General features: G+C 38.7%; 21 protein-coding genes. 1 reads left to right on the top strand and 20 read right to left on the bottom strand.

What is annotated here, in order from left to right; all coding sequences use genetic code 11:
• Nucleotides 1-4: 4 nt before the first annotated feature.
• The 18 genes from mraY to sucD all read right to left on the bottom strand — a co-directional run bounded on the left by mraY (nucleotide 5) and on the right by sucD (nucleotide 19970).
• Nucleotides 5-1252: a phospho-N-acetylmuramoyl-pentapeptide-transferase gene (gene mraY, locus ACQY77_RS18155; RefSeq protein ID WP_421940890.1), complete on the bottom strand. Its 1248-nt coding sequence runs from the start codon at nucleotides 1250-1252 to the stop codon at nucleotides 5-7.
• Nucleotides 1252-2709 carry a UDP-N-acetylmuramoyl-L-alanyl-D-glutamate--2,6-diaminopimelate ligase gene (locus ACQY77_RS18150; RefSeq protein WP_421940891.1) on the bottom strand — a complete coding sequence of 486 codons (1458 nt, stop codon included), beginning with the start codon at nucleotides 2707-2709 and terminating at the stop codon, nucleotides 1252-1254. Before ACQY77_RS18150 ends, mraY begins: the two co-directional genes overlap by 1 nt.
• Nucleotides 2710-2786: 77 nt before the next feature.
• A complete protein-coding gene (locus ACQY77_RS18145; RefSeq protein WP_421940892.1) occupies nucleotides 2787-4889 on the bottom strand; it encodes a penicillin-binding protein in 2103 nt (700 codons plus the stop codon).
• A complete protein-coding gene (locus tag ACQY77_RS18140; protein ID WP_421940893.1) occupies nucleotides 4879-5301 on the bottom strand; it encodes an FtsL-like putative cell division protein in 423 nt (140 codons plus the stop codon). Before ACQY77_RS18140 ends, ACQY77_RS18145 begins: the two co-directional genes overlap by 11 nt.
• Nucleotides 5298-6203: a 16S rRNA (cytosine(1402)-N(4))-methyltransferase RsmH gene (gene rsmH / locus ACQY77_RS18135; protein ID WP_421940894.1), complete on the bottom strand. Its 906-nt coding sequence runs from the start codon at nucleotides 6201-6203 to the stop codon at nucleotides 5298-5300. Before rsmH ends, ACQY77_RS18140 begins: the two co-directional genes overlap by 4 nt.
• Nucleotides 6193-6660: a division/cell wall cluster transcriptional repressor MraZ gene (gene mraZ, locus ACQY77_RS18130; protein ID WP_421940895.1), complete on the bottom strand. Its 468-nt coding sequence runs from the start codon at nucleotides 6658-6660 to the stop codon at nucleotides 6193-6195. Before mraZ ends, rsmH begins: the two co-directional genes overlap by 11 nt.
• A 311-nt stretch (nucleotides 6661-6971) precedes the next feature.
• Nucleotides 6972-8165 (bottom strand): phosphoglycerate kinase, encoded by a 1194-nt coding sequence (locus ACQY77_RS18125; protein WP_421940896.1) that lies wholly within the window; start codon nucleotides 8163-8165, stop codon nucleotides 6972-6974.
• A gap of 61 nt (nucleotides 8166-8226) precedes the next feature.
• On the bottom strand, nucleotides 8227-8664 hold the full coding sequence (locus tag ACQY77_RS18120; RefSeq protein WP_421940897.1) for a GNAT family N-acetyltransferase: 438 nt from the start codon (nucleotides 8662-8664) through the stop codon (nucleotides 8227-8229).
• 101 nt (nucleotides 8665-8765) lie between these two features.
• Nucleotides 8766-9764: a type I glyceraldehyde-3-phosphate dehydrogenase gene (gap, locus tag ACQY77_RS18115; protein WP_421940898.1), complete on the bottom strand. Its 999-nt coding sequence runs from the start codon at nucleotides 9762-9764 to the stop codon at nucleotides 8766-8768.
• A gap of 86 nt (nucleotides 9765-9850) precedes the next feature.
• Entirely contained in the window at nucleotides 9851-10954 is a 1104-nt protein-coding gene (locus ACQY77_RS18110; protein ID WP_421940899.1) for an MraY family glycosyltransferase, read from the bottom strand.
• Between the two features lie 104 nt (nucleotides 10955-11058).
• Complete coding sequence (locus ACQY77_RS18105) at nucleotides 11059-11802, bottom strand: glycosyltransferase family 2 protein (protein ID WP_421940900.1); 744 nt, start codon at nucleotides 11800-11802, stop codon at nucleotides 11059-11061.
• A gap of 12 nt (nucleotides 11803-11814) precedes the next feature.
• Entirely contained in the window at nucleotides 11815-12030 is a 216-nt protein-coding gene (locus ACQY77_RS18100; protein ID WP_421940901.1) for a cysteine-rich CWC family protein, read from the bottom strand.
• A 164-nt stretch (nucleotides 12031-12194) separates the two neighbouring features.
• Nucleotides 12195-13568: a TlpA family protein disulfide reductase gene (locus ACQY77_RS18095; RefSeq protein WP_421940902.1), complete on the bottom strand. Its 1374-nt coding sequence runs from the start codon at nucleotides 13566-13568 to the stop codon at nucleotides 12195-12197.
• A gap of 178 nt (nucleotides 13569-13746) precedes the next feature.
• Entirely contained in the window at nucleotides 13747-16125 is a 2379-nt protein-coding gene (locus tag ACQY77_RS18090) for a ribonucleoside-diphosphate reductase subunit alpha (RefSeq protein WP_421940903.1), read from the bottom strand.
• Between the two features lie 162 nt (nucleotides 16126-16287).
• Complete coding sequence (locus ACQY77_RS18085; RefSeq protein WP_421940904.1) at nucleotides 16288-17259, bottom strand: ribonucleoside-diphosphate reductase small subunit; 972 nt, start codon at nucleotides 17257-17259, stop codon at nucleotides 16288-16290.
• A gap of 456 nt (nucleotides 17260-17715) precedes the next feature.
• Nucleotides 17716-18096, bottom strand: coding sequence for a septal ring lytic transglycosylase RlpA family protein (locus ACQY77_RS18080; RefSeq protein ID WP_421940905.1), 381 nt, complete (start codon nucleotides 18094-18096; stop codon nucleotides 17716-17718).
• Nucleotides 18097-18239: 143 nt separating this feature from the next.
• The gene (locus tag ACQY77_RS18075) at nucleotides 18240-18740 is read right to left on the bottom strand and encodes a methionine-R-sulfoxide reductase (RefSeq protein ID WP_421940906.1); all 501 of its coding nucleotides are present in this window, start codon (nucleotides 18738-18740) and stop codon (nucleotides 18240-18242) included.
• A gap of 357 nt (nucleotides 18741-19097) precedes the next feature.
• Nucleotides 19098-19970 (bottom strand): succinate--CoA ligase subunit alpha, encoded by an 873-nt coding sequence (gene sucD, locus ACQY77_RS18070; RefSeq protein WP_421940907.1) that lies wholly within the window; start codon nucleotides 19968-19970, stop codon nucleotides 19098-19100.
• A gap of 365 nt (nucleotides 19971-20335) precedes the next feature.
• Here sucD and ACQY77_RS18065 point away from each other — a divergent pair, with 365 nt between their 5' ends.
• Nucleotides 20336-20767, top strand: coding sequence for a cupin domain-containing protein (locus ACQY77_RS18065; RefSeq protein WP_421940908.1), 432 nt, complete (start codon nucleotides 20336-20338; stop codon nucleotides 20765-20767).
• A gap of 73 nt (nucleotides 20768-20840) precedes the next feature.
• Here the strand turns inward: ACQY77_RS18065 and rlmF are convergent, their stop codons facing one another.
• Both rlmF and dctA read right to left on the bottom strand, forming a co-directional pair.
• Nucleotides 20841-21842, bottom strand: a complete 1002-nt coding sequence (rlmF, locus tag ACQY77_RS18060; RefSeq protein WP_421940909.1) for a 23S rRNA (adenine(1618)-N(6))-methyltransferase RlmF — start codon at nucleotides 21840-21842, stop codon at nucleotides 20841-20843.
• A 353-nt stretch (nucleotides 21843-22195) separates the two neighbouring features.
• Nucleotides 22196-23464 (bottom strand): C4-dicarboxylate transporter DctA, encoded by a 1269-nt coding sequence (dctA, locus tag ACQY77_RS18055; RefSeq protein WP_421940910.1) that lies wholly within the window; start codon nucleotides 23462-23464, stop codon nucleotides 22196-22198.
• Between the last annotated feature and the right edge of the window lie 30 nt (nucleotides 23465-23494).

Below are 23494 nucleotides of genomic sequence, written 5' to 3'. Positions count from 1 at the left end.
ACTTCTATCTTAGTTTTAAGGTTACTACGGTGATGATGGCCAGTATGATTCCAATAATCCAGAACCGCGTAACAATCTTGGCTTCATGATAGCCTTTTTTCTGGTAGTGGTGATGGAGTGGTGACATAAGAAAAATTCGCCGCCCTTCCCCATATTTCTTCTTGGTATATTTAAAATAAGATACCTGAGTAATAACCGAAACCAGCTCTATTAAGAAAACACCACATAGAATTGGAATTAATAGCTCTTTCCTGATCATAATTGCATAAGCTGCAATAATCCCTCCTATTGCCAAACTTCCGGTATCTCCCATAAATACCTGTGCAGGGTAAGAGTTGTACCATAAGAAACCGACACAAGCCCCCACGAAAGCGCCCGCAAAAATCATTAGCTCACCCGAGTTTGGAATGTACATGATATTAAGATAATCGGCCATAAGTGTATTACCAGATACATAAGCCAAAATCCCCAGTGTAGTTCCAATTATTGCCGATGTACCGGTAGCCAGTCCATCTATTCCGTCGGTAATATTAGCTCCGTTAGAAACAGCTGTAATAATGAAAACGGTAAAGATTAAGAAAACCAAAAAGGCATATTTCTCATAGCCAGGTCCTAAAAACTTTAAAACCTTAGCATAATCAAATTCATTATTTTTATAGAAAGGAATATTGGTTTTCGTCGATTTTACATCCTGTGTATAATAAAAAGTCTCTCCTTTTTGTCTAAGCACCATAGGCACATTAGATGTATTTTTTACATCATCCTGAACAGTAGTTCTAACCACAATATTTGGATGAAAGTACATGGTACAGCCGATAATCACCCCTAAACCCACCTGACCAACTACTTTAAACTTACCGGCTAGACCTTCTTTATTTTTACGAAATACTTTAATATAATCATCCAGAAAACCTATTGCTCCCATCCAAATGGTGGTAATAATCATCAGAATAACATACACATTGCTGATGTTAGCAAAAAGCAGTGTCGGAATTAAGATTCCCAGCAAAATAATAATACCACCCATAGTCGGGGTACCTTGTTTTTGCATTTGTCCTTCCAGTCCTAAATTTCTTACCGTTTCTCCAACTTGTTTTTTGTGTAGGTAATCAATTAAACGACGTCCGTATACCGTTGTAATGATCAAAGATAAAATGATGGAAATAGAGGCCCTGAATGTAATATACTGGAACAACCTGAGTCCAGGGATATCATAATGCTTATGCAGGTATTCGAATAATAAATATAACATTAGCTGTTTGGATTTAGTTGTTCAAGTAAAATTTCCTTATCATCAAAATGGTTGCGAACACCATTTATTTCCTGATATTTTTCATGGCCCTTTCCTGCTACAAGAATAATATCTCCGCTTTGCGCTAAATGGCAGGCTGTTTTTATAGCTTCCTTTCTATCTAAAATGGACAGGGTTTTTCTTTTATTGGTAGGAGAAACTCCTTCTTCCATCTCTTTAATAATTGCCTGCGGATCTTCTGTTCTGGGATTATCAGATGTTAAAATCACTTTATCGCTCCAATCGCAAGCCACCTGGGCCATAATTGGGCGTTTTGTTTTATCTCTGTCACCACCGCAACCAATTACCGTAATTACCTGCTCTGTTCCTTTACGGATATTGGCAATCGTACTCAGCACATTCTGAACAGCATCTGGTGTATGCGCATAATCAACGATACCAATGATTTTGTTTGGAGATGTGATATAATCAAACCGGCCTTCAGCCCCACTTAATTTGCTCAATACCGTTAATACTTTCAACTTATCCTGCTCAAGTAAAATTGCGGTACCATAAACAGCTAATAAGTTGTATGCATTAAATGAGCCTACAAGCTTGAAATAAACATCTTCATTATCCATATCAAGATGTAAACCACTAAAACCATTTTCGATAATTTTGGCTTTGAAATCAGCTATTTGCTTTAAAGCATAAGTTTTCTTGTGTGCTTTTGTATTCTGTAGCATTACCGCACCATTTTTATCGTCGATATTGGTTAATGCAAAAGCAGATTTTGGAAGTGTATCAAAAAAGGTTTTCTTGGCTTTTAAATACGCATCAAATGTTTTATGAAAATCTAAGTGGTCGTGCGTAAGATTTGAAAAAACCCCTCCCGAAAAGGTCAATCCTTCAATTCTATGTTGAGAAACTGCATGAGAACTCACCTCCATAAAGCAGTAATCACAACCCGTATCTACCATCTCCTTCAGCAATGCATTTAATGCAATTGGATTTGGTGTGGTATGTGTAGCCGGAACCACCTTATCATTCACATAATTTTCAACTGTAGAAATCAGCCCTGTCTTAAAGCCGAGTTCTTTGAAAAGCTTAAATAATATGGTGGCAATGGTTGTTTTACCATTGGTTCCCGTTATGCCAATTAATTTTAAGTTTGAAGAAGGATTTCCAAAGTAATTCCCTGCCATAATCCCTAAGGCCACAGCAGTATTCTCTACTTTAATATAGGTTATGGTGTAATCTTCAATTTCAGGAAGATTTTCGCAAACAATTACACTTGCACCCTGAGCAATAGTTTGATTAATGAACTGGTGCCCATCAGAAACCGTACCCACAACAGCAAAGAAAACATCACCTTTGGTAACTTTACGCGAATCAAAATTCAGCGCATTGATTTCCAGATCGGTTTTGCCAACCAATTCTTTAATCGTAATACCGTAAAGCAGATCCTGTAATTGCATATTTTTAATTTTGAATGATTGAATTTTGAATGATTGAATGCTTCCCAGAAACATCCCTAATTCTCTCACCCGTTCATTTAATTTAATTCAATTTGTACACCTAATCCTTTTCCAACTCTTGTTCCTGCAGCGATAGATTGGGCTACTACCTTTCCAGCGCCTACAACTTTCGTTTTCAATCCTGCGTTTCCTAAGAGGTACAGCGCATCTTTCAATCCCATACCAGCCACATTAGGCATTACCCCTTTTTTCTCTGTATTTTCCTGATAAACTGCTCCTGCACTCGTATCAATAATATTATAGTATTCAGATTTAGAAGCAAAAAGCGGCTTAAATCCAAATGCTTTATAAACTTTTTGTGTGGCTTTACTCTGTCCGGCTTTGGTAGGCGGATTAACGGTGTTGCCTACCAAACGGGTCGGCACATCGTTATACATCTGGATATCACTGGCATAAATCCGATCAGCTATTTCCCTAAATACTGGCCCTGACACTACTGCACCATAATAAGCACCTTTTGGGTCGTTGATTACTACAATGAGCGAATACTTCGGTTTATTGGCTGGAAAATACCCCACAAAAGAGGCCTGATATTGTTTTTTCCCTTTATATCCTTTATTGGCATCGGCAACCTGTGCCGTACCGGTTTTACCGGCAATCGGATACAGCGGATTATAAACAATTTGCTTACCACTCCCCTCAGTTACCACTCCTTCAAGCATCTTTTTAACTTTACTTAAGGTTTCATCAGAGCAGATTTTATCATTGATAACACGCGCTTTAAACTGTTCGATTGGATTGCCCAGCCTTCTGATCTCTTTCACGAAAATCGGCGCTACCATTTTACCATTGTTAGCTACTGCATTATAAAGTGACAGCATCTTTAAAGGTGTTAAATTCATTTCATAACCATAAGCCATTTGAGGTAAGGTCATGTTTTTGTTCCAGCTTTTGTTCGCTTTAATATTTTTAATTACCGGTGTTGCCTCACCAGGAATTTGCAGATCCATTTTTTCATTCAAATGCCAATCATACAAGTGATCGGTGAACTTCATTGGATCACTTCCATAGTGCATGTTGATCAGCTTTGCAATAGCTGCATTAGAAGATTCCTCAAATGCCTTTTTTACTGTAACTGTTTCAATCTTCGGGTGCGAATCCTTAATGAGCTTCCCTGGGATCTGGTAATATCCTGTACCAATCAATGTATTGGTATCTATCAGTTTATCCTCTAAAAGCGCCATATACGACGCCAACTTAAAAGTCGAACCCGGATCCTGATTTCCGGCAATGGCATAATTAAATTTCTCTTTGTAAACCCCTTCTTCTACTTTAGAAAAATTAGCTACCGCCCTGATCTCACCTGTAGCGACCTCCATTAAGATCACTGTACCATGATCTGCTTTACTTGCTATCAATTGCTTTTCAAGCGCATTTTGCGCCAGGTCTTGCATATTGATATCAATAGTAGAGATAATGTCAGCACCATCTTTAGGCGCAACTTCAGCTTCTTCATTAACCGGAATATAAACCCCACCAGCAATCCGCTGCATTAATCTTTTGCCGGTTTCACCGTTAATATATTGGGTATATGCCCCTTCTAAACCTACTCCGTTCTTTACATTTTCATTTTTATAACCAATGGTACGGGCGGCAAGTGCCTGAAAAGGCAAAATCCGTTTGTTTTGTTGAACAGCAATTAAACCTCCGCTAAACTTACCAATGTTATATAATGGAAAAGTCCTGATTGTTTTTAAATCAGCATACCCCACTTTACGGTGAATCAATAAATATCTTGCACTATCCTGCCTGCCTTTTCTCAAATAGCGGGCATATTCCTTTGCTGTTTTATCTTTAAATATTTCCGCCAGCTTAATGCCCAATGAATCTACTTTTTCATTGAATACTTTATCCTCCTGAATACCCCCTGCAAACATATCCATCCTCAACTCATACTCAGGAACTGAAGTTGCCAGCAAACTACCATCATTAGAATAAATATTTCCACGGGTAGCCTCAACGTTTACATAACGTGTAGAAAGGCTATCTGCCATAGCTTTCCACTTATGCCCCTGCACAAACTGAACTTGCCCAAGACGGAGCAATACCGCCAAAGCAAAAAGCACAATTAAGCCAAATGCCAGATATACACGAAGCAATATGTTTGCTCTAATATTCATCGCTTTTAACAATTATTTTTTTTGGAGGTTCAATCAATTCTTTTATTCCGAGTGTATCTACCTTTTTAGCCACCTCTGTTAATTTGCTTTTAAACATGAGGTCGGCTTTTAGCGATTTATACTCCCATCTTAGTTCTTTTACTTCTTTATTTAATTTATCAATGCGGCGCACATTATTTACCGCAAAGTGGCTGTTAGCAATGTACACCATCCCTAAAAAAGCCAAAAAGCACAAAAAAGGCAATGCATCAGTTGCCGCCTCTTTAGTTACTAATCCATCATTGAAAAGCTTACTGATAAAGGAGTTACTATCCATTTTCTCCTCTGCAGTTTTTGGCTTTTTAGGCACAGTTTTCAACTCGGGTTCAGGCCCAACTTCCTCTTCTTCTATATCCTCCCTGAACTTATTCATATCTTTTCCGCAATTCTGAGTTTCGCACTTCTAGCCCTGTTGTTTTGGGCAATCTCTTCATCAGAAGCTACTATGGCTTTCCGGGTAATCACATCAAATGGCTTCTGGTGATTTCCAAAGAAATCTTTCTCTACCTCTCCCTGAAATTTACCCTTAGCCATAAAATTTTTCACCGGGCGATCTTCCAGCGAATGATATGACATCACCACTAAACGCCCCCCAGGTTTCAATACTTCAGCAGCCTGCTGTAAAAAATTCTCCAACACCTGAATCTCTGCATTCACCTCTATGCGCAAAGCCTGAAAAACCTGCGCCAGGTACTTATTCTCTTTTCCCCTTGGGATATAATCTGCAATAGCTGTTTTAAAACTATCGATATCAGTAAACTGCGTATCCAATCGAGAAGTTACAATGGCTTTCGCCAGCGATCTGGCATTTTTAACTTCACCGTAAATACCAAAAATCTTATGTAGCTTATCTTCAGGATAGGTATTCAAAACACCTGCTGCCGTTAATGTACGATGCTGATCCATGCGCATATCCAAATCGCCGTTCTTGCGGATGGAAAAACCACGCTCAGGAACATCAAACTGATGAGAGGAAACACCTAAATCCGCTAATATCCCATCTACCTGACGAAAACCTTTTAATCGCAGATTATTTTTCAAAAACCCAAAATTCTGATCGATAAACACAAAACGGTCATCCTGAGGGATATTCTGTTGCGCATCAGGATCCTGATCAAACGCAATTAAAGTTCCTTTAGGCCCCAAATGTTTTAGTATCTCTCTTGAATGACCTCCGCCACCAAAAGTTACATCTACATAAACACCATCAGGTTTAATATTAAGCCCGTCAACACAAGGCTGCAACATTACAGGAACATGGTAATTATTCTCCATCTTCCCTCCTGTTTTTATTGCCCATTACTTCTTCTGCCAGATTAGCAAAATTTTCAGGAACATCATCAAAAAGATCTTCGTAAGCCTGTTTATCCCAAACCTCAATTTTATCTAGCTGGCAAGCCAACACTACATCAGCAGAAATGCCCGCAAACTCAACCAAAGATTTAGGCAAAAGCACACGCCCGGCCGCATCAAGCGTTAGCTCTGTCGCACCACGGGTAAAGGATCGAATAAATTCTCTGTTTTTCTTCTCGTATGGATTTAATTTGTTCAGATCTGCAACAATAGCTTCCCAAACTTTACGAGGATAAATAACCAGGTTTTTTTCAAAACCCCGGTTAATCACTAAACCATCTTGCTCCGCTTCAGGCAATTGTTTCTTGAGCGCAGCAGGAACCATAAGGCGGCCCTTTGCGTCAAGTTTACAATCAAATTCTCCTAAAAGTTGGGTCATAGTGGTAGCTACACTTTTTATGTAGTGTAAAAGTAAAGAGTTCTACCACTTTTTACCACTTTTTACCACAAAAAAGTTTTCCACATCGTTTTTGTTACACTTAAAGGCATAAAATGCAACAAAAAAAGCAGAACCAACAGGCAACGATACACATTAGCTACTGATTTACAGCGACTTAATTTAAGTGATAAATTTTACTCAAAAAGTGTCACATTCGCCCACAAAAACAGTAAAACCTCGCACATCTGATCGGACATGCGAGGTTTAACGTATGATTTAAAAGACCTGAAAAAGCCAGATCAGTTTATTTTTTATTCATTGATAGCTTTAACACCTGGCAATTCTTTACCTTCCATGTATTCTAAAAGTGCACCGCCACCGGTTGAAACATAACTTACTTCATCTTCCATCCCGAATTTCGCAATTGCCGCTGCAGAGTCTCCTCCGCCAATAAGTGAGAAAGCGCCGTTTTCTTTAGTTGCTGCTACTACTGCATCAGCTACTGCCTTGGTACCTACCTGGAAGTTTTCCATTTCGAAAACACCCATTGGCCCATTCCACAATAATGTTTTAGAGTTTTTGATAACATCAGAAAACAATGCAGCTGTTTTAGGACCAATATCTAAGCCCATCCAATCTGCAGGAATCTGACCTGAGTCTACATCTTGTTTATTGGCTTCATTATCAAACTTATCTGCAATTACGGTATCAACAGGAAGAATTAAGTTAACCCCTTTCGCTTTTGCTTTTTCAATCAGTTCTAAAGATAGTTCTTGTTTATCAGCCTCTAAAAGAGAAGTACCGATTTCGCCACCTTGTGCTTTAGCAAAAGTATAAGCCATACCGCCACCAATAATAATGTTATCCACTTTCTCTAATAATTTCTCAATTAAAAGAATTTTATCAGAAACTTTAGCACCACCCATAATAGCCGTAAATGGTCTTTCGGCGTGGTTTAAAATTTTCTCTGCATTTTTAACTTCAGCAGCCATTAAGTAGCCAAAATATTTTGCGTTCGGGAAAAATTGTGCAATTACCGCAGTTGATGCGTGTGCACGGTGAGCTGTACCAAATGCATCATTCACGTAAACATCACCCAGTTTAGATAATTTTTCTGCAAAAGCTACATCTCCTTTTTCCTCTTCTTTATAGAAACGGAGGTTTTCTAATAACAAAACTTCTCCAGGATAAAGGTTTTTAGCCAGTTTCACTGCATTTTCACCGATACAATCGTCGGCAAATTTTACTTCCAAATCCAACATTCTGGAAAGATCGCCCAATATGTGTTTTAAGGAATATTTATCAGTCGGACCATCTTTAGGGCGGCCCAAGTGCGACATTAAGATTACTGAACCGCCATCTTTTAAGATTTTCTCGATCGTTGGCAATGCAGCACGCATTCTTTTATCATCTGTAATTTTGAAGTCAGCATCTAAAGGAACGTTAAAATCTACTCTGATTAGCGCTTTTTTATCCTTAAAATCTAACTGGTCAATTGTTTTCATCTTTGTACGTTTTAGTGATGGTATTGCTGAGCTTCTCATTTCTCATAGATACTCATCTATTTTATTTAGTATTTAGGTTTAATTTCATTTCATAATGGAATCCAATTCCGGGGATATCAAATTCTGGAGACTCGGTTGTAAAACCAATCTTTTTATAAAAAGCTGCTGCTGTTGAGCGGGCATTGCACCAGAGATAGTCGGTATCGTATTCTTCAAGATATTCTATGGCAAAACGAATAAGTGCCGCCCCATAGCCCTTTCCCCCGGATTCGGGATGTGTTGCCATTCCACGTAACTGGTATCCTACACCTTCATCTGGAAAAAAATCATTCCGCATAAATGTTGCTACAGATAAAATTTCCTCTCCAACAGCGTAGCCTAAATGAAAAGTATCGTAGCGGTCATCGCCTTCAAAAACGCATTCGGAAAATGGTTTGCCATTTCGCAATACTAAACTCCGCAAAGGGAGTACTTCATCGGACTGGATAAATTTTACCATACGTTCATCTGCTCACAGCGGGACACTGTGTGCGCAAAGTTAGCAAAGCATTTAAAACCTTAAAGGATTTGACAAAATATATCGTAAAAATTGCCTTTCAGTTAATTTTCCTGATTGGCATTTTCAATCTTTTTCACCACATCAATTAATCTGCTGCTGTAGCCATATTCATTATCATACCAGCCTACCACTTTCACTAAATCGCCTACAATTGAAGTTAAAAGGGAATCAAAAACACAGGAATGTGGGTTATCAATGATATCTATAGAAACGATAGGATCTTCAGTGTATTCAATAACGCCTTTTAATTCATGCTCTGATGCATTCTTAAAAGCTTGATTAATTTCTTCAATAGTGGTTTTATTTTTCAGCAAGCAGGTAAAATCGGTAAGAGATCCATTTAGAACGGGAACGCGAATACCTGCACCACCTAATCTGCCTTCCAGTTCGGGAAAAATATGGGTGATGGCTTTAGCTGCGCCAGTAGTTGTAGGAATAATAGACGAGGAAGCTGCCCTTGCTCTTCTTAAATCCTTATGGTTAGCATCATGAAGATTTTGATCTCCCGTCATCGAGTGAACTGTAGTAATATAACCTTCTTCCACTCCCCAGTTGTCGTTCAATATCTTGATCATTGGGGCAATATTATTGGTTGTACAACTGGCATTGGAAAGAACCGGACTTTTCAAATCAATTAACTTATCGTTCACACCTAATACCACCATTGGGATATCATCTGCCGCGGGTGCAGAAATTAAAACCTGTTTAGCCCCGGCTAAAATATGTGCATTTGCTGCCTCGCTGGTGAGGTTTTTACCTGTACAGTCTATAACCAGATCAACTTGTAAAGCTGACCAGGGTAATTCAGCCGCATTTCTAATGGAAAAGGTTGTAATGGATGAGTTGTTCACGATAATCGCATCAGTTTCCGCTGAAACTGTCCCGTTAAAAACCCCATGAACAGAGTCATATTTAAACAAGTGTGCCATCGTTTTGGCTTCTGCCAAATCATTTATTGCCACTACATCATATCCTTCTGCCAGTGCCAAACGCAAAAACGTTCGTCCAATCCTACCAAACCCATTTATTGCAAGCCTCATTTTGTTGTTATTTTGCGCAAAATTAGTGTTTATTTGTTAAAGCGGACAGGAGAAATAAGATCTATAAAAATAATATGGAATTCGTATTATAAAACCTTCTCCAATACCTTTTTAGCCTTATTTTTTTTCCAAAGTGAAAGGGTAAGTACACCATTTAAAATGGCACAGGTTCCTATTAATACAAAAATTAAAAGGAAGTTTCCCAGATGTTGCAGTAAAAGTGCACCGGCAATAATTATGATATTAAATGCCAGCATTACCCAAACGACTTGATTGGCTTTAAGGCCCAGGTTTTCTAACCGATGATGAATGTGATTCCGATCCCCCCTGAAAGGTGATTTCCCGGTTAATATTCGCACTGTAAATACCCGCAATGAATCGAATATAGGCACAATCAGAATAGATACTGCAATTGCAGGAGCGGAAAAATATGCTGGATTTACAGGTCCCCCAAATTTGTTTTCTTCTATAAACTTGATGGCCAGCGTTGCCGAAACCAGACCAATAATCAGCGCACCCGTATCGCCCATAAAAATCTTGGCCGGGTACCAGTTAAATCTTAAAAACCCTGCAATAGCTCCAGCCATTGCAAAAGCAATGAGTGCATATGGAATTAAGCCAATCCTGGCGAAAAGTAATCCGAAGCACAGATTAGCGACCAGGCCGATACTTGCGGCTAGGCCATCTACCCCATCAATTAAATTAAAACTGTTATTGAGAAAAATGATCAGTACAATGGAAAAGAGCCCACCCCACAATGGAGGCATATCGCCAATATTGAATACGCCATACAAACTGCTCAGGCTAAAGCCACCGAAAAAAACCAGAATGAAGGCTACCGTAAGCTGGAGGATAAATTTAGTACTTGTATTGGTTCCATAAACGTCGTCTTTTAAACCTAAAGCCGATAAGATGATACAGGAAACGATTAGAAAATTAGCTTCATTAAAATTGATGAAGCCTGAAAACAGTAAAATACTCACGGCAAAACTTCCCACAAGACCTAAACCTCCTAAACGGGAAATGGTGGTTTTGTGCTTTTTCCTGTATAAATCACTTTTATCGAAAAGACCGTACTTTAGCGAGGTGTAGATAATAGATGGGGTACTAAAAACAACACCCGCAAATGCCAGTATCGCTGAAGCAAAATAAAAGAAAATGGGGTTGGTATGGAGAATATCTTTTATCAATAGTTGGGACGATTGGTTAACAAATATAGTGAACCGTAAACTAAGTTCACACTATACTTTACAGGTTTAACTTGATATTAATCAACCTTCCATTAGCAAGTTCATCATTCGAACTGCCTGATTTTAAGCCATTTTTTCTTTAAAACTACCCAAACCGGATGAGGAACGCTGTTCCTTATCAAGGCAAGATAATCATGTTTAAATGCATATAAACGCGCCGAAAAAGATCGATTACTCAGCCCTCCTACCCTCATTTCCACCATCAGCACCGGGAGATGAACGGCTTTAAGTTTATGGCTATGGAAAAACCTCAATATGAGATCATAATCTGCTGCAGAGCCCATATCCAGTGCATAATTACCGTAAAGATTAAATAAATTACGTTTAATGTATAGAGTTGGGTGGGCAGGCATCCAACCTTTTTCAATATCTAACCAATTGGCCTGTTTTGATCTCCACTTCCGGATAATTTCACCATTATCGGGGTGTATATAATTTAAATCACCATACACACCTTCCGTATTTTCGCTTGCTTTAAATGCATTTACTACTTGAGCAATAATACTATTATCAGCCAGACGGTCGTCAGCATTTAAAATACCTACAACTGCTCCTGTAGCCAAGGCAATCCCTTTATTTAAAGCATCGTAAAGACCCTTATCTTTTTCAGAAACGAAATGCTGGATGTGGCCGCGGTATTGCTGAATGATTGCTAATGTTCCATCGGTCGATTTTCCGTCAATTACGATATACTCTATTTCCGGATAGTTTTGTGTAATAACAGATTCAATACAGTCTTGCAGGTATTTTTCCCCATTGTAAACGACTGTAATGATGGATATCTTCATTAAATGGAAATATTAAGCTATGGTTTCCTGATATTCTTCTTGCAGCTCTTTTAAACAATTGGCACAAAGACAACCGTCATAAAGTTCTGAAATATACTGCACCTCGTTAATGCTTAACTGCACCACGCTGCATTGACATTTGGTGTAAGCATTTGCCTTGCACTCAATAGCAGTCCCACACCTTTCGCAAGGAATGATTTCATGTTTGCTATGTTTGAAGGTGCTCATCGGCTACAGATATTAATGAGTGATTGTTGAATTGAGTGGATGAGTGAATATTGCAATTCTCCTTATTCTATCATTCAACAATTAATACTTTGTAAAAGTATAAACAAAAAGTAAGGTTTTGAACTTTCGCCCAAAACCTTACTTTTTTATTGCTTATTAGCACACTATTCTTTTAGTAATTTTTCCAGTTCACCATATACAGGAGTTGGCCATGAGGCATTCTTCTGTAAGATCGTCCCGTCTTTACCTATAATTGCGTAATGAGGCGCGCCATAGATACCGAATAGCTCATTCGCTTCGGCAATCATTTGTGCATCGAGCAAATAATGCTCACCTCCTATTTTAAGGTCTTTTCTGGCAGAAGTCCATTTTTCTTTATCATCCTTATAACCGAGGTATAAAAAAACAATATTCTTCCCATCTAATTTTTTGCTTAAGATGGCCGAATTTGCCATTTCAGCTCTACAGGGAGCACACCAACTGCCCCAAAAATCTACATATATTATTTTACCACCATATTTTTTAAAAATTTGTCCTAATAATTTTGCTTTACTTATGTTTTCCTTTACAACAAGGCTTCTCTGCTTTAAAACTGTCTCTCTGGCATTAGTGGCAAGCTTTACATAATCCTGATCGGTTACATTTTGCTTAAAATATTGTAGCTTCTGTGTATACAAACTGTCGCTTACCAATGTGGCTATGGCAATCATTTGACGGGTTATTGCCGCCTGTTTTATTGAACTGTGAAAAGGTGTTGTTTTGACAAAATCGATAAAACTGGCGACATCAATGGGATATTTAACCCCGTTAAACTTAACATGCATATAATAGTCAAGTATGTCATTGTATAAAGAAGAATTCTTTGCTGCATAGATATCATTCTTTAAACCAGCTGTTAACAGGTCGAATACCTTACTATCCAGAGATTTTCTTTTAGCTCTTGCCCTGTGTATTGCAAGGGTGGCTGGCAAATATTCATAATAAGTCTTTAACCATTTGTAATATGCCTTAGTCAGATTATATGACTTTTTATATCTGGCTAACTTATTTAAATTGTAAGCCGCAATTTCCTTATGAAGATTGAGGTAGCCTGGTATATCGAGTATTTCAATTTTTTCAACAAGTTCATTTCTGGGAAATCCTTTGGACTCCTCTTGCAGGAAATAGGAGAAATAATTAAAATTATCGGCATGCGGACCACTAGCCTTAGTAGAGTTGATACCCGTGCTATCGCAGGTAATACTTAAATTAAGATTTTCATCTGGGATAAGATTAAAAACATCATAACCTTGGTTAATTTCTATCATCCACTGGGAAATATCGTTAACAGGGAGATCTATAACAAACCTTCCCTGCCCGTCCAATTTTGCTTTATACCTTTTTTCAGCATTTAGTCCGGAAGTAACCTCGCTGCTTGTTTTTAAAAAACAAATAACACTGTCTTTTGTATTTTTAATAGTACCATTGATTCTTACCGTTTGTGCAATGGCGGGTATTGATACACAGAACCCTAGAATAAATGTGGCAATCTTTATCATAGTTTGTTTTTTACTAAACTATATCAAATAGATTCCAAATTTTCGCATTTAACAAACCTTAACTAAATATTTAACAGGATTTAACAGCTGAGGGGGGGGCAAAAAAAAAGGTTTTGAACTTTCGTCCAAAACCTTTTTTTTTATTGCTTTGAGAAGGTCCCATTAGGGGACTTGGGGATTAACCCGAACAGCTGATACAGCCCTCTTCCATTGAACAAACCGGTCCTTCTACAATTTCTTCTGCAGCATTGTCAATTACCGCTGGGATAACAGCTTCAATAGCTTTACCACCTTGGTTCTCTACTGTGAATTTAACTGCCTGAGAGGCTGCCTGTGTACGTAAGTAGTACATACCTGTTTTCAATCCTTTTTCCCATGCATAGAAGTGCATTGAAGTTAGTTTTGAGGTATTAGGTGCGTTTACAAATAAGTTTAATGATTGTGACTGACAAATGTAAGCCCCGCGATCAGCAGCCATATCAATGATATTACGCATTTTGATCTCCCAAACTGTTTTATACAATTCTTTGATGTAATCAGGAATTTCCGGAATCGCCTGGATTGAACCGTTGGCCAATATGATTTTGTTCTTCATATCGTTATTCCATAAGCCTAGTGCTACCAGATCTTTCAATAAATGTTTGTTTACCACTACAAACTCACCACTTAATACACGACGGGTGTAAATATTTGATGTATAAGGTTCGAAACACTCGTTGTTACCTAAAATTTGTGAGGTAGAAGCTGTTGGCATTGGTGCAACTAATAATGAGTTGTAAACCCCATCCTTAACTACTTTTTTACGCAACGCATTCCAATCCCAACGACCGCTATCTGGTGTTACATTCCAAAGGTCGAACTGGAATTTACCTTTAGATAATGGAGAACCTTTAAAGGTTTCGTAAGGACCATGTTTCACTGCTAAATCATGCGAAGCAGTCATAGAAGCGAAATAAATGGTTTCGAAAATGTCTTTATTTAAGCGTTTTGCTTCATCACTTTCGAAAGGTAAGCGCAATAGAATAAAAGCATCGGCCAAGCCTTGTACGCCTAAACCAACGGGACGATGGCGACGGTTCGAGTTTTCTGCCTCAACCACAGGGTAGTAGTTATGGTCGATGATTTTATTCAAATTCAATGTAGCCTGATAAGTTACATCATATAATTTTTGGTGGTCGAACTGACCATTGATTACAAAACGTGGTAATGCCAATGAAGCTAAGTTACAAACTGCAACTTCATCTTTAGAAGTGTACTCGATAATTTCAGTACACAAGTTAGAACTCTTAATGGTTCCTAAGTTTTGTTGATTTGATTTGCTGTTAGCAGCATCTTTAAACAACATATAAGGTGTACCCGTTTCAATTTGCGAATCTAAGATCGCAAACCAAAGCTCTTGTGCTTTTACGGTTTTACGGCCACGGCCCTCTGCTTCATATTTGGTATATAATTCTTCGAATTCTTTACCAAAGCAATCTGCCAAACCTGGTGCTTCATGTGGGCAGAATAATGTCCATTCGCCATTATCCTTAACACGTTGCATAAACAAATCGTTAATCCAAAGTGCATAGAATAAATCGCGGGCACGCATTTCTTCCTTACCGTGGTTTTTACGCAGGTCTAAGAACTCGAAAACATCTGCATGCCAAGGTTCTAAATAGATTGCGAAAGCACCTTTACGTTTACCTCCACCCTGATCTACATAACGTGCGGTATCGTTAAATACACGTAACATTGGGATAATGCCATTGCTTGTGCCATTTGTACCACCAATATATGATCCGGTTGCGCGAATGTTGTGAATGCTTAAACCGATACCACCTGCACTTTGAGAAATCTTAGCGGTTTGTTTTAGCGTGTCATATATACCTTCAATGCTATCGTCCTGCATGGTTAGCAAGAAGCATGAAGACATTTGTGGTTTTGGTGTAGCTGCGTTAAACAAGGTAGGTGTAGCATGGGTAAACCAACGCTCACTCATCAAGTTGTAAGTTTTAATTGCACTCTCGATATCTTCTTTGTGGATACCTACGGAAACACGCATGAACAGGTGCTGAGGGCGCTCTACAATTTTACCGTTAACTTTTAACAGGTACGATTTTTCAAGTGTTTTAAACCCAAAATAATCGAAACCGAAATCACGGTCGTAAATAATAGAACTGTCTAAAATATCAGAGTTCTTTTGAATAATCTCATACACATCATCAGCGATAAGAGGTGCCTCTTTTTGCGCCTTCGGGTCAATATATTCGTACAACATCTTCATTGTACCCGAGAATGATTTAGTCGTGTTTTTATGCAAGTTAGACACGGCAATACGCGAAGCCAACAAAGCATAATCTGGATGTTTGGTGGTTAAGGATGCGGCAGTTTCTGCAGCAAGGTTATCCAGTTCTGATGTGGTTACACCATCATATAAACCTTCAATAACCTTTTTGGCTACGTCAATCGGATCAACCAGGTCTGCATTTAAACCATAGCACAGCTTTTGAATACGGGCCGTGATCTTGTCAAATTGCACCGCTTCTTTGCGGCCATCTCTTTTTAGTACGAACATATTTTATGAGATTTAATTTTATTAATTATTGAATGAATGCGTTTGGAATGAGTAAATGTTTTCCCCTCCTCCCTTACAACATCATCCGCTATATTGTTTTTATGCTTTCTGAACAACGAAACGAGCATTCACTCCTTTTGTCATTCATTAATTCTGAATTATTTAAAAGTCTTCATCCAGAGAGAATGCCTGTGCTTTATTATCAGCAGCGGTTAACACGCCACTTTTTTGATAATCGCCCACACGTTTCTCGAAGAAATTGGTTTTTCCTTGCAGCGAAATCATTTCCATGAAATCGAAAGGATTAGTAGCATTGTATACTTTCTTATAGCCCAATTCCTGTAACCATCTATCGGCTACAAATTCAATGTATTGACTCATTAATTTAGCATTCATACCGATTAAAGCAACCGGAAGTGCATCGGTAATGAATTCTTTTTCAATTTCTACAGCATCTTTAATAATGCCGTGAACTTGTTCTTCACTCAGCTTATTGCTCAACATGCTGTATAATAAGCATGCAAATTCGCAGTGAGAGCCTTCATCTCTTGAAATTAACTCATTACTGAAAGTTAATCCAGGCATTAAACCACGTTTCTTTAACCAGAAGATAGAGCAGAAACTTCCGCTAAAGAAGATACCTTCAACCGCAGCAAAAGCCACTAAACGTTCAGCAAATGTTCCGTTCTCAATCCAGCGTAACGCCCAGTCAGCCTTTCTTTTAACAGCCGGAACGGTTTCAACAGCATGGAATAAGCGATCTTTTTCCTCAGGATCTTTGATATAAGTATCAATTAATAAGGCATAAGTTTCAGAGTGGATATTCTCCATCATAATCTGGAAACCGTAAAAACAACGTGCCTCCGGAATCTGTACTTCACTCATGAAGTTCACCGCCAGATTCTCGTTTACAATACCATCACTAGCAGCAAAGAAAGCCAGGATATGAGAGATGAAATGTCTTTCACCATCATTTAAATTTTCCCAGTGTTTAAGGTCGTCAGAAAGATCAATCTCTTCTGCAGTCCAAAAACTAGCTTCTGTTCTTTTATACATTTCCCACACTTTTGGGTATTTTATGGGTAATAATACAAAGCGATCCTTGTTTTCTTGTAGTAATAGTTCCTGTTCCATAGCTGATACTTTAATGTTTTCAAATTATCTAGCGCAGACAAAGCACCGCATTCATCAATTTTATATGACGATTGTTATGTTTTGTAATAAACGCTGTAGTGAAAGTGCTAACTCCCGTGGGTTTGACAAACGACTGAGCTTTTAGTTGAGGAAAATTTAAAAATGCAATCAGATAGATCGGCTTATAAATCACTAAAAACTAAGCTTTTATATTTGTTTTCAAACGCAAGAAGTTAAAGAACTTTGTGATAACAAATATATACACGGAGGGGGTTTTATTTGAATCAAAGTTGTTAACACTACCTTGAAACTCGTGGATAAAACGATCAGCTAAATATCATTTTCAGGCGAAAAAAAAGCTAATCATTTCTTTTTAAGCACTTAACAAACAAAAAAGAGTGTTAATAACTTAAATTCAGGACTCAAAAGAGCTGATAATTAGAGCTGAAGGGAATACTACTCCAGGGTGTAGCTCAGCTTTACTTTGGCGATACCTTTACGGAAAATTCCTATTTTTTTTGCGGCACTTTCTGACAAATCAATCGCCAGTCTTTTTGAAAAAGGTCCTCTGTCATTTACCTTCACTACAACTGATTTTCCATTATCAGGATTAGTAACGGTAACCAGGGTCCCGAAAGGTAAAGTGCGGTGTGCTGCTGTTAATTTTTTGGCCCTGTATTTGGCGCCACTGGTAGTTCGATGACCTTCGAATTTTCTATGATAATAAGTTGCGAGAACTGTTTTTTTGATACTATCTGGCTCATTTGATGAATCCGAATCTTGTGCCTTACCATGTAAAAACAAGAACAAACTACTTAATAACAGAAGGTATTTCATAGGCTAAATCTTTGTTAACTAGCCTGCAAATATAAGCATTTAGTTTATAATCAATAATTTGAAGCAAAAACCGGCTTTAAAGCCCATAAAAAAGGCGTACAACTTAAAGCTGTACGCCCTTACCTAACCCGACTATACCCACCTTATTTTTTATCCGGCACAAAGTTCATAGAAATAGAATTTACACAGTGACGAGTGTCTTTGTTGGTAAACCCTTCTCCTAAAAAAACGTGACCTAAATGTGCGCCACAATTGGCACAAACAATTTCTGTACGTGAGCCATCAGCATCCGGAATGCGCTTCACTGCACCCTTAATTTCATCGTCGAAAGCCGGCCAGCCACAACGGGCATCAAACTTGCTCTCTGAGCGATATAATGCAGCATCACAACGCTTGCAGGTGTAAGTACCTTTATCTGTAGTATGTTCATATTTACCTGTTCCGGGATACTCGGTTCCTTTATTAACAATTACTCTTTCTTCTTCGGGAGTTAATGGATTCCAGTTCATTTTCTTTTTTGATATGTTTTGTTCTGTTTCTTTAACCTTTTTTACCTGCTTATCCTGCTTTTGGGCGCAAGCTGAAAGCGTTGTTATCAGAACAACAGCCGAGCTCAAAAATAGTTTATTTAACATCGTTTTCATATTACAATATACGAGGATTATTTGGCTTTGGTTTGCTGTAAAGAACGCCCGGATTAGTGTTTACAAAGCGATGATATTTTGGCCATGGAGAGTTACCACGGAAACTCAGAAGACACGAAATCTGAAGTTTAACTTCGATTGCTGCATTAATAACTAAATCCGTTTCATTTTTACAGGGAAGATTATTTTGTCTTATTTAATAATCCATAAACGATGATTTTAACGAAAAAAACAAATTTCTCTTTCTCCCCTTTTCTTTTGCCATGAATCCTGTGTTTCCGTGGCAAAAAACTCAGAAAACAAAAAAAGCGTCCCGAAATTAATCGAAACGCTTTCATTTATGTAAACTTTAAAATCTTACTTGGCTAATTCTTCTGCCATTGCAGCACCAATTTCAGCAGGGCTTTCCACTACGCGGATACCACACTCACGCATGATTTTCATTTTAGCCGCAGCAGTATCATCAGCACCACCAACAATTGCACCGGCGTGTCCCATTCTACGTCCCGGAGGCGCAGTTTGACCAGCGATGAAACCTACTACAGGTTTAGTACCGTGTTCTTTAATCCAACGAGCAGCCTCAGCTTCCATGCCACCACCAATTTCACCAATCATGATGATACCGTGAGTTTCCGGATCGTTCATTAACAATTTAACAGCTTCAACAGTTGGCGTTCCAATAATTGGGTCACCACCGATACCGATAGCAGTTGTGATACCTAAACCAGCTTTAACTACCTGATCTACCGCTTCGTACGTTAAAGTTCCAGATTTTGAAACTACACCTACGTTACCTTTTTTGAAGATGAAACCTGGCATAATACCAATTTTAGCCTCATCTGCAGTAATAATACCCGGGCAATTCGGACCGATTAAAGTTACATCACGACCTGTGATATATTCTTTAACCAAGATCATATCTTTAGTAGGAATACCTTCAGTAATACAAACAATAACTTTAATACCACCTTCAGCAGCTTCCATAATCGCATCTGCAGCAAATGCAGGTGGAACAAAAATGATCGATACATTGGCGCCAGTTTTATCAACGGCATCCTTAACAGTATTAAAAACAGGCTTATCTAAATGCGATTGCCCACCTTTGCCAGGTGTAACACCACCAACTACGTTTGTACCATAAGCCAACATTTGCTCGGCGTGGTAAGTTCCTTCGTTTCCGGTAAAACCCTGAACGATAACCTTAGAATCTTTATTTACTAAAACGCTCATGTATCAATTTTTTTTGTGCAAAGCTAATATTATTGACTGGAAAGTCAAACCGAAAAGCATATTATTTACCGCCTTTTCTCAGGAAAATGTAAGTAATTCCATTATGGCTACTGTAGCCCCGTTATCCGCTAAAATCTTTTTGGGGATTATTCCGCTTAAAGGTTAAATATCCTGGCCAAAAAGTATCCCGCTCCTCCCGGGTTTAGCGCAAAACATGCAGCATTACTTGGCAAATAAAACTTAAACGCCTATTTTAGTTGGAAGTTGAAAGTGAAAAGTTGAAAGTGCTAACGACTTACATTCTTAATGTTTAGCTCAAAGCGACAAAATTTGAAAGCGCTCAGTCAGATAATAAACAATACCACATGAGAAAAAAAATATTACCAATTACCTTAACCCTATATTGTCTTTTGGCCATTCAATTTAAAGCCAAGGCCCAAACTGCTGACACCAGCAAGTATATTCTTCAAAATGATGCAGATGTAGCGAAGAAAGAGCCTGGCACACATCAGGGAGGTGGCGAAACCATTGGCTTTAACTTCTTTGCTCAGGCAAAAAATCTAAAGACTGTTTTTAAAAAAAGAATCTTAAAGCCTGGTTCATCTATTGGCTACCATCCTCAAAAGGAAGATGAAATTTACTATATCGTTTCTGGAAACGGCACCATGCAAATGAACGGTAAAACTTTCCCGGTAAAACCAGGCGATGCCATATTAACCCGCCCAGGGAGTTCGCATGGTATCAAACCCAATGCAGATAACGACCTTGTAATCATGATTGTTTATGAGAAAAAATAAGCATCCAACAAGAGAAAGAAGACAAAAAGGCCAGATTAACTTATCGCTAACCTGGCCTTTCTTATAAATAAAACTAACCTTCTAATTTAGTAGCTTCAGCTTTGGGCTTAGCTTCTGTTTTCCATCGTTTTGCCCAGTCTGCCTGTTCGGCATCGTTATGGAAAGTCCAGGCTACGAAGCGACTGATTTTCTGTCCTTGTGACATTTGAACGGTGCGTACCTCAAATGCATTGGCCTTAATCAAGGCGTTGTAAATGCCTCTTAAGTTGGCACTTTTCGAAACCAAGGATGTAAACCAAAGGCATTTTTTAGGAATCTGAGCACTTTGAATAATCATCTGCTCCACAAAAGCACGCTCTCCTCCGGGGCACCAAAGCTCAGCTTTATTGCCCCCAAAATTTAAAACATGCTTAATCTCTGCCTCACCCTTTAAATTTCTCCATTTTTGTCGCGTACCTTGCTCGGCCTCTTTTAAAGATGCATGGAAAGGTGGATTACAGATGGTCAGGTCAAATTCTTCTTTTGCACCCACAATCCCCCTAAAAGTAGCCATCCGGGATTGCTGTAACCGGGGCTCAACGTGACCCTGAAGCGACTTGTTGGCATCAACAATTCTTTTTGCTGCTTCAATAGAAAGCGGATCGATGTCTGATCCAACAAAATCCCAACCGTATTCCTGATGTCCTATTATCGGATAGATACAATTTGCACCCGTACCGATATCAAGTACTTTAACATGGTTTCCTTTTGGTATTCTACCTTTATCACTCGAACCTAATAAATCGGCAACATAATGGATATAATCTGCTCGTCCGGGAATAGGCGGACATAAATAATCTTTGGGGATATCCCACTGAGAAACATTATAGAAATGCTTCAACAATGCTTTGTTAAGTGCTTTAACTGCTTGCTGATCAGCAAAATCTATCGATTCTTCGTTATGATCATTCAAAAAAACAAAACGTTTCAGTTCTTTTGAAGTTGCAATAAGTTGTTTGAAATTGTAACGGGAACGGTGCTTGTTCCTGGGATGTAACTCGCTTTTCTCTGAGCGGGTATTTTCTTTCTGAGCCAATGTGATCTGGATTAATTAAATAAGCTGTGTGCTTATTTCTACTGCAAAGGTAGGGAAAAAAGTTGAGCGTTAAAGTGGTAAGTTGTAGGTTATAAGTTCTAAGTCTGGCCGCTTAAAATGTTGTGAGTTGCGGGTTGAGAGTTACAGGTCCGGGCGCCCAGGTTAAAGTGGTAAGTTGTAGGTTATAAGTTCTAAGTCAGGGCGCATAAACAAGTTGTGAGTTACTGGCTGAAAACTCCAAACCCCAAACTAAAAACTCCAAACTAAGTTGAGGGTTGTGGGTTGAAAGTCTGGGCGCCTCAAACTGCCAACTCCAAACTGCCAACTCCAAACTGAAAACTCCAAACTAAAAACTAAACCTCCTCGCTCTGCTCTATCGCCGCAGGCCTTATCGCTTTCTGGTACCTGGCTTCATCAAATTGCCTTTCGCTCTTTGCAATTACTATGGTTGCTACTCCATTGCCAATTACGTTGGTTATTGCCCTGGCTTCGCTCATAAACCGATCTACACCAATCAGAATAGAAATGTGCTCAATAGGCATAATTTTCAGCGCGGTTAAGGTAGATACCAGTACAATAAACCCGCTTCCGGTAACACCTGCTGCACCTTTTGAGGTAACCATCAGGATCCCTAAAATGGTTAGCTGCTGGCCAATCGACAAATCTATTTTAAAAACCTGGCAAAGAAAAATTACCGCCATTGCTAAATAAATGGCTGTTCCATCCAGATTAAAGGAATAGCCTGTTGGTATAACCAAACCAACTACCGACTTATCGCAGCCAATGGTTTCCATTTTCTGCATCATACTTGGCAAGGCAGATTCTGAAGAAGATGTTCCTAAAACAATTAAGATTTCCTGACGGATGTATTTAAGATATTGCCATAGGCTAAATTTATAATATCTCGCGATGCCGTTCAAAATGACAAAGATAAAGAGGAAACAAGTGAGGTAAACAGCCCCCATTAGTTTTGCCATACCCAAAATGCTTTGCAGCCCATGTGTTCCGATGCTAAAAGCCATTCCACCAAAGGCTCCAACAGGGGCTAAACGCATCACTACCTTCATGATTCTAAAAAGCACTTTAGAAATTTTATCAAAAGCATGAAGTACTGCTATGCCCTCCCCTCCGAGTTTATTTAGTCCATATCCAAAAAGGATAGCAAAAAACAGAATCTGTAGAATATTTCCTTCAGCAAAAGAATCAATTACATTATGTGGAATGATATGAAGAAAAAATTCTCCCCAGTTCATGTCCTTCGCCTGCTCTGCATAACCTGCAATTTTCGATGCATCGCCATTGCCTGTTTGCATACCCACACCTGGTTTAAGGATGTTGGCCACGAGTAAACCAACCGCTATGGCTACAGTACTTACAATTTCAAAATATAACAGTGCCTTTCCTCCTACACGACCAACTTTTTTCATATCTCCCATGTGGGCAATACCCAAAACAATGGTAAAAAAGATAATCGGAGCAATCAACATGCTGATCATGTTAATAAAACCCTGACTGATGAGTTTAGCCGTTGGCGCAAATGCAGGAAAGCTTGCTCCTACTATAATACCCAGAGTAATGGCCACTAAAACCTGAAAGGTTAAATTGGAAATAACAGATTTCATTTGATTCGTTTAGGACACGAAATATAGGGC

The organism is Pedobacter sp., assembly GCF_965279535.1.
Classification (GTDB): Bacteria; Bacteroidota; Bacteroidia; order Sphingobacteriales; family Sphingobacteriaceae; genus Pedobacter.
Note: the sequence above shows the minus strand (reverse complement) of the source record. Positions and strands in the feature narration are given on the sequence as shown.